Origin of the sequence: Flavobacterium cupreum (genome assembly GCF_003996965.1) — a bacterium.
Lineage (GTDB): Bacteria > Bacteroidota > Bacteroidia > Flavobacteriales > Flavobacteriaceae > Flavobacterium > Flavobacterium cupreum.
Genome location: NZ_QWDM01000006.1, coordinates 36,286 through 51,631, shown reverse-complemented (window position 1 = coordinate 51,631; position 15,346 = coordinate 36,286). Strand labels below are relative to the sequence as shown.

10 protein-coding genes are annotated in these 15,346 nt (G+C 39.0%); 6 read left to right on the top strand and 4 right to left on the bottom strand.

The window, feature by feature from the left end; genetic code table 11:
• Positions 1-44 precede the first annotated feature (44 nt).
• From D0817_RS10435 to D0817_RS10410, 6 genes are all read left to right on the top strand, one after another.
• Positions 45-353, top strand: coding sequence for a helix-turn-helix domain-containing protein (locus D0817_RS10435; protein WP_127338344.1), 309 nt, complete (start codon positions 45-47; stop codon positions 351-353).
• Between the two features lie 83 nt (positions 354-436).
• A complete protein-coding gene (locus tag D0817_RS10430; protein WP_127338343.1) occupies positions 437-1,891 on the top strand; it encodes a DUF3945 domain-containing protein in 1,455 nt (484 codons plus the stop codon).
• 5 nt (positions 1,892-1,896) lie between these two features.
• Positions 1,897-3,981, top strand: a complete 2,085-nt coding sequence (locus D0817_RS10425; RefSeq protein ID WP_127338342.1) for a type IA DNA topoisomerase — start codon at positions 1,897-1,899, stop codon at positions 3,979-3,981.
• Positions 3,981-4,862 carry an ORF6N domain-containing protein gene (locus D0817_RS10420; protein WP_127338341.1) on the top strand — a complete coding sequence of 294 codons (882 nt, stop codon included), beginning with the start codon at positions 3,981-3,983 and terminating at the stop codon, positions 4,860-4,862. The genes D0817_RS10425 and D0817_RS10420 overlap by 1 nt, the downstream gene beginning before the upstream one ends.
• Before the next feature lie 167 nt (positions 4,863-5,029).
• Positions 5,030-5,467, top strand: coding sequence for a DUF1896 domain-containing protein (locus D0817_RS10415; RefSeq protein WP_127338340.1), 438 nt, complete (start codon positions 5,030-5,032; stop codon positions 5,465-5,467).
• Positions 5,454-10,772, top strand: a complete 5,319-nt coding sequence (locus D0817_RS10410) for a helicase-like domain-containing protein (RefSeq protein WP_127338339.1) — start codon at positions 5,454-5,456, stop codon at positions 10,770-10,772. The genes D0817_RS10415 and D0817_RS10410 overlap by 14 nt, the downstream gene beginning before the upstream one ends.
• 107 nt (positions 10,773-10,879) lie before the next feature.
• Here D0817_RS10410 and D0817_RS10405 read toward each other — a convergent pair whose 3' ends face one another.
• The 4 genes from D0817_RS10405 to D0817_RS10390 form a co-directional block, all read right to left on the bottom strand.
• Positions 10,880-11,635, bottom strand: coding sequence for a hypothetical protein (locus D0817_RS10405; protein WP_127338338.1), 756 nt, complete (start codon positions 11,633-11,635; stop codon positions 10,880-10,882).
• Positions 11,636-11,786: 151 nt separating this feature from the next.
• Positions 11,787-12,731 (bottom strand): hypothetical protein, encoded by a 945-nt coding sequence (locus tag D0817_RS10400; RefSeq protein ID WP_127338337.1) that lies wholly within the window; start codon positions 12,729-12,731, stop codon positions 11,787-11,789.
• Between the two features lie 310 nt (positions 12,732-13,041).
• Entirely contained in the window at positions 13,042-13,899 is an 858-nt protein-coding gene (locus D0817_RS10395) for a phospholipase D-like domain-containing protein (protein ID WP_127338336.1), read from the bottom strand.
• An 83-nt stretch (positions 13,900-13,982) separates the two neighbouring features.
• On the bottom strand, positions 13,983-15,119 hold the full coding sequence (locus tag D0817_RS10390; RefSeq protein ID WP_127338335.1) for a PDDEXK-like family protein: 1,137 nt from the start codon (positions 15,117-15,119) through the stop codon (positions 13,983-13,985).
• Positions 15,120-15,346 lie beyond the last annotated feature (227 nt).

Here is a 15,346-nt window from a genome sequence, read left to right as displayed (position 1 = left end):
TTTTCATGTCTCAATTTTGTGGTGTTAAATCAAAAAAAGGGACTATGAATATAGATAGAATTGAATTCACGGCGTGGATGGACCGGATCATGGAGCGGTTCGACATCCTTATGGAAGCTGTAAGCAGAAGTAAGAATCAGCATACTGCTGTTGATGGAGAAGAGTTTCTGGACAATCAGGATGTTCTTCAAATGCTCAAGATAAGTTTACGATCACTGCAAAGATACCGCTCGAAAGGCCGGCTGCCCTATTATACAATCAGCGGGAAAATTTACTATAAGCTCTCAGATATTCACGAGTTCGTCAGGGAAAGTTTTACCGCTCCTGTGCCCAAAGCAAAAGCCAGCAAGTGACAAATAATGCCAGCGTAAGCCATTTAACACTAGAAAGATAATTCCTATTCTAATTTCGACAGTAAACTTTAAATTTTTAGATTATGAGCGAAGAAAAAACAAATAAACCGGAAATGCCCGAACAGCTATCGGACATATTATTAGTACTGGACAAGGAAAAAATGAAAATTATGGCTGTAAAGGGCATTGACGAAAATGGAAAACTGGAAACTGTTGAACCTACAAAAAAAAACCAGAACCAGTTCATGCGGGTGGATAAGCAAGGGGATTTATTTTCCAACTTCTTTTCCAATTTTTTCAGCCAGCTGAAGAACCCTACCAATTTTTCCTTCTTCAAAATTCCCGCACCATTGACTATTAATCTTGCAAAAGAAATGCAAAAACAGGTAGATCACCCAACGCCTGAGGGGGATAAGCTATTGAAGCAGCACGAAGTGAAGACAGAAGTAAAAGAGAATCATAAACAAGAAAATAAAAATACTATGGAAACAACGCAGACCACCCCGGACAAAAATGAATATAAATACAAACCGGAACAGATTGATTGGGAAACCATGAACAACTTGGGATTAAGTAAAGAAAAACTTGAAAAAATGAACCTGCTCGACCCGCTGCTTAAAGGTTACAAGACAAATGAGCTTGTACCTGTAAGCCTAAATTTGGGAACCGCGGTTACAAGAATGGATGCCCGATTATCCCTGCAGTCGAATGACGACGGACAGGTAGTCGTTGCCATTCACGGAATCCGCAAAGAGCCCAACCTGAACTTTGAGTTTTTCGGGCATAGCTTCAGCCAGGCAGACAAGAACAACCTGCTCGAAACAGGCAATATGGGGCGTGTGGTCAATCTGGCCAATTCCAAAAATCCAGGAGAGACCATTCCCTCTATTATCAGTGTGGACAGGCTCACCAATGAGCTGGTGGCATTACGAACTGAGTTCATCAAAATCCCTGACGAGCTCAAAGGTGTAAAACTTAATAATGAGCAGAAGCAAACCTTAATGGAGGGCAAGCCGCTTTATTTAGAAGGAATGATTTCCAAGAAAGGAACTCAGTTCGATGCAACCGTACAATTTAATGCAGACAAACGCTTTGTAGAGTTCCAGTTCGACAGGAACAACCCCAACAAACAGTCGCAGGACAACCAGCAAAACCAATCGCACGAAGTTCCGAAAATCTTCAGGGACAAAGAGCTGGACAAGGAGCAATACCAAAAGTTCAAAGATGGCCAGACGGTTTATGTAAGCGGATTGGTTGATAAGAACGGAAAGGAATACAATGGCTATATCACTTTCAACAAGCAAACCAATAAAACGGATTTTTCTTTCCAAAATCCGGACAAGATTAAGGAACAGGCCAAACCTACAGAAGCACATAAAACGCAGACTGCCGTCAATTCAGAAGGCAAAACCAATGAGGCAACCAAGAATATCAAAGAGCCCCTGGAATCTGGCCAAACAAATGCCAACAACAGAAAGCAACAGGAACAACAGGAGGCATCCGACGCACCTGCCAAATCCAGAGGACGTAAAATGTAAGATGTATGAAAACAATAATTGCAGAAAAACCAAGCGTAGCAAGGGAAATAGCCGGACTTTTGGGAGCATCCGATAAAAAGGACGGCTACCTTACAGGTAACGGCTATTTTGTTACCTGGGCATTCGGTCATCTTATAGGATTGGGAATGCCAGAAGATTACGGAATATCAGGATTTGACAAAGCATCACTGCCGATACTTCCAAACCCATTTATATTGACTGTTCGTAAGGTAAAAAAGGATAAAACTTATACAGCTGATAGCGGAGCATTGAAACAACTCAAAGTAATCAAAGAGCTATTTAATAAAAGTGACAGCATTATCGTAGCTACCGATGCAGGACGAGAAGGGGAACTCATTTTTAGGTACATTTATGAATACCTCAGATGCAGCAAACCCTTTGAACGGCTTTGGATAAGCTCCCTTACCGAAAAAGCCATTAAACAAGGTTTTGATAATCTCAAAGACGGGAAAGAATTTGACGGATTGTATCAGGCGGCACAAGGCAGAAGCCGTGCCGATTGGCTGGTGGGCATCAATGCTACACAGGCGCTCTCCATTGCCGCAGGCAACGGAGTTTACTCGCTTGGCAGGGTACAAACGCCAACACTCGCCCTAATATGCAAACGATATTTAGAAAACAAAAATTTCCCGGTAAAAAACTATTGGCAGATCCAATTATTGCATAGCAAAGCAGGAACAGCTTTTAAAAGCCTTTCCAAAACCAAATGGGACGACCAAAAACTTGCCGGTGATACGCTGAAAGCCATTCAGCGAGGCGATATGGCAACGGTTATATTTGTAGAAACAAAAAGCATTACAGAGCCGCCGCCTTTATTGTTCGACCTCACAGGACTGCAAAAAGAAGCCAACAAAAAGCTGAATTTGTCCGCCGAAGAAACGCTCAATCTTGCCCAAAGCCTCTATGAAAAGAAATTTATTACCTATCCACGTACAGGAAGCAAATATATTCCTGAAGATATGTGGGCCGAAATTCCCAGCCTCGTAAGGACTTTACAAAATAAGGAAAACATTAAACAAACCTTATCCCAAGTGAAATGGGGCCGTTTTAATAAACGTATCGTGAACGATTTACGTGTAACTGACCATCATGGATTATTGATTACAGATAAAATCCCGTCAATGCTGAATGCTAAGGAAAATGCGGTGTATGACATGATTGCCTTTCGATTGCTCGAAGCCCTTTCACAATCCTGTATTAAGGAGATAACTGATGTTGCTTTACAGGCATTGCATTACGATTTTACCATAAAAGGCTGTAAGATAATTGAACCTGGTTGGCGTTCTATCAAAGGGAGCTTCTCCGATGAAGAAGTCGAACTTATGGAAGAACTGCCCGAACTGAAAAAGGGCGACGAACTCAAAATAAGGGAAGCCTCTGTTTTGGAAAAGAAAACCAAACCGCCTGTGCTTTATACCGAAGCAGGATTATTGTCTGCTATGGAAAGTGCCGGAAAGGAAATCGAAAATAAAGAAGAACGCAAAGCCTTGCAAAATATCGGTATCGGAACTCCGGCTACAAGGGCGGCGATTATTGAAACCCTGTTTGCCCGCACTTATATCCAACGAGAAAAAAAATCGTTAATCCCGACCGAAAAAGGTTTGCTGGTATATGAGCTGGTCAAAAACAGGAAAATTGCAGATGTGGCAATGACCGCCGAATGGGAACTTGCCTTGCAGAAAATAGAAAACAATGAAGGTGATGCCGGTGCATTTCAAAAGGAAATGGAAAACTATGCTTCATCTATTACTAATGAACTGCTGCAGACTTCCATTGCCATCGACAACCTGCCTAAACTCACTTGCCCCAAATGTAAAAGCCACGGGCTAATTATCCGTGATAAAATAGTGAAGTGTCCCGATGAAGTTTGCAGCTGGGTCCAGTTCCGGAATGTATGTGGCGTACAAATCGGCATAGCCGATATTGAAAGCCTAGTAAATAGAAGGAAAACCTCACTTATCAAAGGAATGGAAAGCAGGGCAGGAAAGAAATTCGATGCTTATATCGTGTTGAATGACGATTACAAAACATCTTTTGAGTTTGCCAAAAATAAAATCAATAAAAAGTAATGGAAAATAAGCCTACCATTAGCACAATGGAAATCAAAAGTCTGATTTATTCCGTACGTGCCAAACAAGTGATGCTGGACAGCCATCTGGCTTCCTTATACCAGGTGGAAACAAAGAACCTCAACAAGGCTGTAAAAAGAAACTTTGAAAGGTTTCCTGCTTCTTTTTGTTTTCAACTGACCGAAGAGGAAGCCGATAACTTGAGGTTCCAAATTGGAACCTCAAGTTTAAGTTACGGCGGAAGACGTTATTTGCCCTATGTGTTTACAGAACAAGGAATTGCAATGGCTTCTGCCATACTCCGTTCGGATATTGCCGTTAAAATAAGTGTTGAGATTATGGAAGCCTTTGTAGAAATGCGCAGGATGCTTATCAGCAATGCCACTCTATTTCATCGTCTGGATAGGATTGAACTGAAACAATTGGAAACCGATCGAAAATTTGAGGAGGTTTTTAAGGCTTTGGAAAGCGATAAGCTCCACAACGAAAAAGGTGTTTTCTACAATGGGCAGGTTTTCGATGCCCACACTTTTGTATCGGATATTATCCGAAGTGCTGGAAGTTCCATTATCCTCCTGGATAATTATGTGGATGACACAGTATTGACCTTAATGAACAAACGGAATAATAATGTTACTGCAAAAATCTATACCAAAAATATCAGCAATCAATTACGATTAGATTTGCAGCGTTACAACAGCCAATATCCTCCTATTGAGATTGAGATTTTATCAGATTCGCACGACCGCTTTTTAATTATTGACGATACCGAACTTTATCATATCGGAGCATCACTGAAAGACCTGGGCAAAAAATGGTTTGCCTTTTCGAGAATGGATATTGAGGTCGGCAGGATGCTTCAAATCTTAAATCACCCATAAACAGACCCTCTGATAATTCATAGGGTTTTGTTTTTTCTTCGGGATTTATAGAGGCATCTTTAGCGCCAAATCCTGCCGCACAAAGCCAAATCATTCAACTTCGTCAAAGGCTCTTATCTACTTCTATAATTTTAAGTTTCAGGTAAAATTATAAACAAAATTATAGTATGGATACACAGCAAAAAGACCTATCGTATTTTAGATTACGACTGCAAGAATTACTTAACAACAGCTTTCCCGAAAAGGCAAACGACCAAAAGTTTATTGAGCAACGTTCCTCGTGGGCTGCCAATGCTTATCAGGGCGCATTTAGTTCGGGAAACATTATTGAGCAATGCACTGAAATAGCAAATTATATCCTTTTTGAAGGCTTGTACTTCTCCAAATTCGATACGGTTTTTGAGGTGGTCTGCAATGAATTTGATACGATAATGGCAGACGAAGAACTACTACCATTCGCCTTGAAAATGTTCCCTGTTTGTGAGCCTGTTTTCTCCAGATATAAGCTAACTGATGACTTCGCATACGGTTATGAGTTTGACTTACTCTATACCGAAGTGACCGGGACCATCGCAATATGGATACAGGAAAATGAGCTTCAATAAAAAGCAGCATCTCCAACAGAACATTGATGCTCTGCGAATTGCTTTTAAACTGGAAAAGGAGGCACGACAAGCCACCGCAGGCGAAAGACTGCTAATGATGCAATACAGCGGATTTGGCGGTCTTAAATTCGTTCTGAACCCCATAGCAAATGAAATTGATATCAATAATTGGAGAAAGACCGAACATGACCTTTTTCCTATTACCCGCGAACTACACCAGCTGCTCAAGGAAAATTCGCAAGACGATAAGCAATACCACAGGTATGTGGATAGTATGAAAAGTTCAGTACTGACGGCTTTTTATACACCACCACAGGTCATAGATGCGATTTCCAAAACCTTTCGTGAGAATGGTCTGGACATCGATAAATTCCTTGAACCGTCCGCAGGTATCGGCTCATTTATACAATCCTTTTCAGAAAATCAAAAATTCAATATTACTGCGTATGAAAAGGATCTGCTGACGGGCAGGATTTTAAGACAGCTGTATCCCCAAAACGATATCCGAATCAGTGGTTTTGAGGAGATCCTCGAAAAGGAACAAAACAGCTATGATATAATCGCCAGCAACATCCCTTTCGGCGATACTTCCGTATTCGATCTTTCCTATTCCCGAAGCAAAGACACAGCAAAAATGCAGGCTGCACGAAGCATACATAATTATTTCTTTTTAAAAGGAGCTGATATGCTCCGTGAGGGCGGCTTGCTGGCTTATATTACCTCGCAGGGTATTCTCAACAGCCCAAAAAACGAACTAATACGCAGGGCTTTGATGCAGGATAACAATCTGGTTTCAGCTGTTCGGCTCCCCAATAACCTGTTTACCGAATATGCGGGTACGGAAGTTGGCAGCGACCTGATCATCCTGCAAAAGAATACGGCAAAACAAAGCCTGAGCGAAACAGAAGAGCTGTTTTGCCAAAGCAGGCAAACGGAAAACAACACTCCGGGCAATGCCTTGTTTCAGGACAGTACAAGGATTGTGCATACCGACCGTAAATTAGCTACTGACCCATATGGACAGCCAGCTTTAATTTACATCCACAAAGACGGCGTTAACGGAATTGCTAAAGATCTTAAACAAATGCTTTCCGAAGATTTTGTCAAGCACCTGAATTTGAATTTATACAATGGCAAGCGCAACGATGAGCCTGTTATCCAAATTCCCATAACGCCTCGGGTAATCGAACCTGTCAGCATCCATCGGGAAAATCCGCAGGAATTAAAGCAGTTGAGCATTTTTGACCTGTTTGAAAATATAAACGAGCCCGCAGCGGTTCTTCCTGAACCCAAAAGGGCTGCAACAACTAAAAAACAGAGCACTAATAAAATCAAGCGTGCGACAGGCCGCCAGCCTGACCTGTTTAGTAGTGCGATGCATCAATCCTACACACCTCCAGTTACCAATACGGCTTTCATTAGTCAAAAACAAGAAGCCGTAGGCGATTTGTTTTCGTTTTCTGGCGGGAATGACCAAGCTGCTCAGCCAGCCATTTACGAACCTGCTCCTTATAGTGGCGGACTGCAACCGTTCCATCGAAACGACTGCCTTGTGGCGGACAATGGCTGGGTGGGTCATCTGCAAGATGTCGATACTTTAGGCGGTACGGCTGTATTCCATCCGCTACAATTACCAATCTCTCAGAAAGCAAGAGCCGAAGCGTACATTGCTGTACGAGATAATTATCAGGAGCTTTATACCAAAGAGGCGAAGTTTCAGAGAGAGCACAAAGAAGGAAGGGAAAATCTTAACCGCCTATATGATGCCTTCACCAAAAGGTACGGCAATCTCAACAGTGCCGATAATATTAAGCTTATAAAGACAGACAGTGCGGGTAAGGAAATCCCTTATTTGGAACGTGTTGTTGGCGGCGTGGTACACAAGGCCGATATATTCAACCGTCCTGTAAGTTTCTCTACCCCAGCCATAGCAGCCGACAATCCTGAAGAAGCCTTAGCGGCATCCCTGAACAAATACGGAATCGTGGATCTAGGCTTTATGTCCGAAATCAGCGGAATGACTGACGATGCTTTGAAAGAAGCCCTGCACGGACGCATTTTCTACAATCCATTGCGAAAGGAATATGAAATAGCCGAACGCTGGATTGCAGGCAACGTAGTGGAGAAAGCCCAGGACGCAAGGACCTACATCGAAAACAATCCCGATGATGCCCAGGCCAAAGCAAGTCTTGCGGTACTAGAAGAAGCCCGTCCAAGACGAATTGAGTTTGAAGAACTGGATTTTAATCTTGGTGAACGATGGATACCTACAGGTATTTATGCCCGGTTTGCTTCGCACCTGTTCGATACGGATGTGAACATTAATTATTCTGAAAGTTCCGATGATTTTTCGGTAACCTGCAATCAGCAGAATGTACATATATGGGACAAATACGCTGTCAAGGCAGAAAGCCGGACCTTTGACGGAGTTGCCCTGCTCAAACATGCCCTTGTCAATACCACGCCGGATATTACCAAGAAAATTATGGTTGACGGCAATGAGGTCAAGGTGCGGGATATGGAAGCCGTGCAGATGGCGAATACCAAGATTGACGAAATCCGCACTGCCTTTACCGACTGGCTTCACGCCCAAAACGATGCGTTTAAAAACAGGCTTACTGACCAATATAATGATACTTTTAACTGCTTTGTGCGCCCGAACTATGAGGGAACGCATCAGGACTTTCCGGGATTAGACCGTAAGGCATTGGGCATTAAAGACCTATATTCAAGCCAAAAGGACACGGTTTGGATGATAAAGCTGAACAACGGTGCTATCTGCGACCACGAGGTAGGTGCAGGAAAAACGTTGGTAATGTGTACCGCAGCACAGGAGATGAAGCGTTTGGGATTGGCACACAAACCGATGATTATCGGGCTAAAAAGCAATGTTCATGAAATTGCCGAAGCTTATCGTACCGCTTACCCACACGCCAAAATCCTGTTTCCGGGCAAAGAAGATTTTACACCGCAAAAACGCCTGCGGATTTTCGGGGATATTAAAAATAACGATTGGGATTGTGTAATTCTCACCCACGACCAATTCGGAATGATACCGCAATCGCCTGAAATGCAAAAGGAAATCCTCAAAATAGAACTGGACAGCGTGGAGCGAAACCTCGATGCCCTTCAATCGCAAGGGAAAGAAGTGACCAGAGGGATGCTTGCCGGAGTAATAAAGCGGAAAGAAAATCTCGAAGTCAAGCTCAAAACCCTGCAACACGATATTGAAAACCGTAAAGATGATGTGGTAGACTTCAAGATGATGGGCATTGACCATTTGTTTGTGGATGAAAGCCACCAATTCAAAAACCTGATGTTCAATACAAGGCACTCGCGGGTTGCAGGATTGGGCAATGTAGACGGAAGCCAGAAAGCAATGAACCTGCTCTTTGCGATCCGTACCATTCAGGAACGCACCAATGCAGATATGGGAGCAACTTTTCTTTCGGGAACAACCATCAGCAACTCGTTAACGGAACTTTACCTGCTCTTCAAATACCTGCGCCCCAAGGCAATGGAAAAACAGGGCATCCATTCTTTTGATGCGTGGGCAGCAATCTATGCAAGGAAAACGACCGATTATGAATTTTCGGTGGCTAACAATATCGTGGCAAAAGAACGTTTCCGATACTTTATCAAAGTACCGGAACTTGCCCAGTTCTACTCCGAAATCACGGATTATAGAACCGCAAAAGATATAGGCATTGACCGTCCGGAAAAGAACGAGGTGCTATACAATATTCCGCCTACCCCAGACCAGCAGATGTTTATCCAGAAATTGATGGACTTTGCCAAAACAGGCAATGCGACTTTACTCGGCAGAGCGCCTCTATCTCAAAGCGAAGAAAAAGCAAAGATGCTCATCGCTACGGATTACGCCCGTAAAATGTCGCTCGATATGCGTATGATAAGTGGTGGGTACGATGATCACCCCGACAGCAAGGCTTCGCATTGTGCAGCAAATATTGCCAAGTATCATAACCAATATAATGCACAGAAAGGAACGCAGTTCGTTTTCTCCGATTTGGGAACCTACAAGCCCAATGAATGGAATGTCTATTCTGAAATCAAACGCAAACTTGTGGAAGACCACGGCATAGCATCACATGAAGTCCGCTTTATACAGGAAGCCAAAACCGACAACCAACGTAAAGAGCTTATCAAGGGAATGAATGAAGGGAAAATCCGTGTGCTGTTCGGCTCTACAGGTATGCTGGGTACAGGCGTAAACGCACAGAAAAGAGCTGTTGCCGTCCATCATCTGGATACACCTTGGCGACCAAGTGATCTTGCCCAGCGGGATGGCCGGGCAGTCCGAAAAGGAAATGATATTGCCAAGCACTTTGCCGATAATAAGGTAGATGTGATTATCTATGCGGTAGAAAAATCACTGGATAGCTATAAATTCAACCTGCTGTACAATAAGCAGCTTTTCATTGACCAGTTAAAAAATAACAGTCTCGGCAAGCGTACCATTGATGAGGGAAGTATGGACGAAAAATCCGGAATGAATTTTTCTGAATACGTAGCTATCCTTTCTGGGAATACCGACCTTTTAGACAAAGCCAAACTGGAAAAGCAGATTGCTGGACTGGAAAGCGAAAAACAGGCTTTCAACCGTTCCAAGTTCAGTGCCAAATACAAGCTGGAGGACTTTACGGAATTGCTGGATAATGCGCAGTCCCGTTTAAATAGGATGAGCCTTGACTGGGAAAATTTACAAGAGCGCATACAAAAGCATTCTGACGGCACCATTGCAAACCCTGTCCTGTTAGATGGTTTATCAACCGATGCCGATATACAACAGATTGGCACAAAACTAGGACAGCTTGCAGACAGAACCCGCACTGGAGGCCAATATGAAGAAATCGGTACATTGTACGGATTTACGCTTTTGGTAAAAACAGAAATGTCTGAAAAAGACGGAGTGGATTTAAGAGTAAACAGATTTTTGATACAAGGTGAAGGCAATATTAAATATACATACAACAACGGTTTAATCGCTAAGGATGAAAAGCTGGCTGCTATGAACTTTCTTAATGCACTGGAAAAATTACCAGGTTATATGGAACAGGAAAAAAAGAAAATTACTGAAATACAAAAAGACCTACCTGTTCTTCAGGAAGTGATAAACGTTACGTGGTCTAAGGAAAACCGACTGAGTGAGCTTAAAACGGAACTTGCTGCTGTTGAGAGGAAGATACAATTATCTATTACTCCCGAAAATACAGAGCAGAAAGAAACAATTGAACTCAATGGTGTTCAGGTGATGGAAAAGCCTGCTGCACGCTTAAAAACTTGATAACTAACAATTATAATCACGTGAAATGCTTAAGGCAATCGCTGATAAGCAATCGCGTCTTTAAAAAAAGCTGATTTGCTTAATGTGGTAGAAATAATAAACCGAGTTTAATATTTAATGCCACATGCAATCACACTTCCCTTTTTCTTTTTAATAGTCTCTAGCTTGTTGCTATTTGCATTTACATAAAACATATCAAGAGCGTATTTTGAAATGCCAAGTTTTTCAATTTCCAATTTCTCCTGGATGAGCCAGCAAAATGAATTTTTTTCGTCTAAATAAGCCAGTTCTATGAAATCCACTTTTTTGTTTTTAAACCGCTTTTTGTTTTCTACCAACTGTAAAGCGCTACATGGCTTTATAAAATTTTCAAAATCTTTATTTTTAGAATAATCAGGAAATTTGTCTTCAGAAATCATATTTCCATCTTTATTGAATTCTAAACCAAAAGCATATCGAAATTTATCTTTTTCATAGGTATAAATAATCCAGTAGGTAACTTCAAAATTAGAAAGTTCATATAAAGATTGATCGTCATAATTCTTTATTTTGTTCGATTCAGGATAATTTACCTCCACTCCATAAAGTTTCAATTTATTATAAAAACTTCTATTGGCGCGCGTCACGATATAATTTTCTGCTTTGGAAAGTATAAAATCTGAATATTTTTTAATTTTATACATATCATTTGGATAGCTGACACTATCATGATAAATACTGTCTTTATGTTTTACTTCGAACGGAATATAATTACTTGTTTTGGACATATATGTTCCACCTAATTTTAGTTTGTCGATATTATGGCATTGAGAGAATCCGCAATTCGATATGAATATTACAATAAATGTCCAATAATGTCTCATAATCTAAACAAATTACGTCTAAAGTTTTACTTGCATATTTCAGTTGCGGAAAAGAAGCTGAATTCTCTGCTAAGATATAACTTTCTTGGTTTGAACAATTGTTCAAGGCACACAAGACCAGCCCTATAATTAGTATCGGTAAGTGGCTAATTTAATTAAAGTATTTAATTTCTCGTTTAGAAATTTCCACGAGTTTTAAATCCTTTTGATTTTTGCCTTCGTAAGTTTCCATATTTATCCAATTACCTTTCTTATCATAATCGTAAACTTTCTTTACTGTTTTGATATATGAACCGTCTGAAGCTATGAATACATCTAAAGTCATATTTTGAAAATTATCATATTGAGTAATTTGTGTTTTATATTTTTCAAATCTGATACTTCTATAATTTCCTGTAATTTCCTGCTCTTTTACTTTGTTACCAAACCTGTCATATTCAGATTTATAATTATAACCTACAAATGGTTCTTTATCGGGGTAAATGTAAATGCCCTTAACTTCAACTTCGTTTCCTTTATCGTCGTAAAAATAATATTCGTCAGTATTATTCGGAGAGAACTTTGCTAATTGATATTTTCTAGCGAGTAGATTCTTAGAATTATACTCATATGCAAACAATGGTTTGATTGTACAATTAGGATCTCCATAGCTTAAACAGTTAGCTTCTTCTATCAAATTGTCATGTTCATCATATTTATATTGAGTCATCTCAACTGTTTTGTTTTCCCAGAATTTATAAGAAAGTTTTAAAACTACTTTGTCACGATTGTTATATTCATATTTCTCAATTCCGCGCAGGTAGTTTGATTTTCCTTCTTGAGTTTTGGGATTATAATCACTGAATCCTCCAAAAAGATATTCTGTTTTTTCAGTCACTCTATTTTTATCATCATACTTGAAAGAAGTTTCTTTAACTAGAATATTTGTATAATATTCTTTTAATAAGGTCAGATTCCAGTTTTCATTATATTCATAAACGTCGCCGTCATTGCCAAAGCTAAGTTTATTCAGCTTTGAAAGTAATTTTCCTTCTTTAAAGGTGTAATGAACTTCTTCATTTACGAGTTTTTTTGCCAAAACTACATCTAAGCCCAAACCATAATAGATAATTTTGTCTGGGATTCCTTTTTCATTAAAAAAATAGGTCAATGAATCAGAGAACTTGCCGACTAAAGTTTCATTTTTTACTTTAGCACTTCTACATTACCATTTAAAGTTATTGTTAATCTATCATCATCGTCTAATTGAAACTTTGTATTTCTTGTTTGGCCCAAACAAGTAAAGTTTATTAAAAATAAAAACAGTATTAAGGTTGTTACGTCTTTCATTGATGGATTTTTATAAATAGCCACTAACGGTTTCGCTCCTGGCGAAGTTGCCAAATATCGCGTGGCTACTAATTTAATTATTGTAACTGTGCTAATCTTTGCTTGGCTTTTAAAAGTATTTCGTCAGTAAATAAAACTCTATATTTATCCTTTTGGATTATACTTTCAATTGTAAGATCGAGTCTGTTAATATGAAACATCTTTATTAATCCTGAATGTAATTTTTCGTTGCCTTCTTGTATTAGACGATTTGCGGCGCCGATGGCTCCATAATCGTAAATCTGATTTAGGATAATTGATCTATTAATTTTTGCACCGGCTTTTATTGATAAATCCACAGAAGCAATTAGTTCTTCATGCAATTCATTCTCTAAAATTAGAAATGAATCTTCTTTTGTTTCTGATAAAAGGGTGTCATGTGTACTTAAAATTAATTTATCGTAGTTAGTAACAATCTCTTTAAGATTTCGGAAACGAATAGAAAATTGATTTAAAAGTTGTAAATCATCGCTTTGAATAACAAATTCATGATTATAATGCTCCGCAGAATATGTCCAATTATAAGAGCCTGCAATTAATTTGGCCCCATCAAAAACAGCAAATTTATCATGTAAAAATTTTCCACTTCGTGTTTGTAAAATAAAAACTTTACCGCCTTTTTTAATAAAATTTTCAAATGACAATCTTGTATTTTCAAAATGATCACTGATTATTATTTCAACTGAGCAGCCACTTTCGAGCTTGTCGCTTAATTGCCCTAAAAGATCTTTGTTAGTAAACCATGCAACAGAAACCACAATTGATTCTTTCGCCGAATAAATATTCGATTCAATGTTTTTTTTGATATTTTTAAAAAGTGCTGTTGTCATAAAGTTGTAGTTAGCGTTTGGCTTAACCGAAGTCGGCGAAGCAAGTGGACTGAATTCTCCGACCAAGACGGAAGTTCTAAGTTTAAATGTAAGTTCCGATCACCAAAAATCAGCGATTTTGGTTAGCGATGTAGGATCGCCTATCGAAATTACATTCCTATTTTTTCAATTACTATAAGTAGCTGCTTAATTTTCTCTTTACAATCATCGAAGAAATAGTCGTCCTTAATAATGTCTTTTTCCCAAACGTCGAGAGTTAGATTTGTAAAGTAAGAATAAAAGGGCCACCAATTACTTTCTTTATAAGACCCAACATTTAAACTTTGTAACTCTTCATGAATTTTCTTTCTAGTTTCATCCGGAATCCTATAAACATTAGGGTTATTACATAGACCGTAGAAGCACCTGTTAGATTCAAAAGTAAATCCTATCCAAAATCTTCCTTGCCAACTCGACTTTGTTATATGAAATTTTATATATGATTCCTCGCTGTATTCAAAGTGGTATTCAAATCCTTTTTGCGATGCAAATTCTTCCATTTTAGGATTAAAATATTTTTCAGAAAGGTAATTGTAAGTTGCAGAGTAATTTTGTGAAATTACTTTAGCAGCACGTAAATTTTCTATTTTAGATAGAACTTCGGTAATCTCAGTTTGGTTTTTTATACTCATATCTTGGTGTGTTAGCTGCTTCAAATGATTTATATATTGAATTATTGTTTCTCTTACGATAGGATAACGCGAAGAAATTGCTACACATTCCTCTAGCCATTTAATTATATGATCTTTATATGAGATTGATAAATAAGATATTCCTTCTCCACTTTGCAAAGAAGCTTGATCCCCGAATAGTGTGAGATACAGTATTTGATAGCCATTTCGATATATCTTAGCATACTTGTCATATCTTTTTAATTGTTCAGGCTGATCTTTTGCATAAATTTTATTTTCTATGATTATCGCATTATACTGATTATCCTCTATTAGAATATCGATGCGTCCATGTCGTGTTGAGTGTTCGGTACGAATTCTTGCGCTTTCAACGTTAAAATTTTTGACTGCAAAAAAATCACCAAGTGATTCAATAAAGCACTTTAATAATTTCGATTTTAATCCATGTGTTCCAACTGGGTTTAAAAACTCAGAAATAATTGCAGAATGAGTATTTTCATAATGATTAACCCCACATATCCGAAACATATTAAATCGACCACCAGTTGCGTCTAAAATTTCTGTATTTTTTTTGTTTATAATCGTGACTTGATTAAGCAAGTTTACTATATCCATAGGATTATCTTTTTCATGTAAAATTTACTGTTGAATATAATACACTATCCAATTGGGCGTCGCCTAACTTGTAAATACTGTTCACAAAATGTCAGTAATTCATATCGGATTTGCTCAGTAAGTTTATATATTATTTTAGTGCTAAATATACCTTTTTATAAATAATTAAAAAAAAGAAATAGTATAAAAAAATTGATATGAAAGCTATCATGGTGTGGAGATATTTG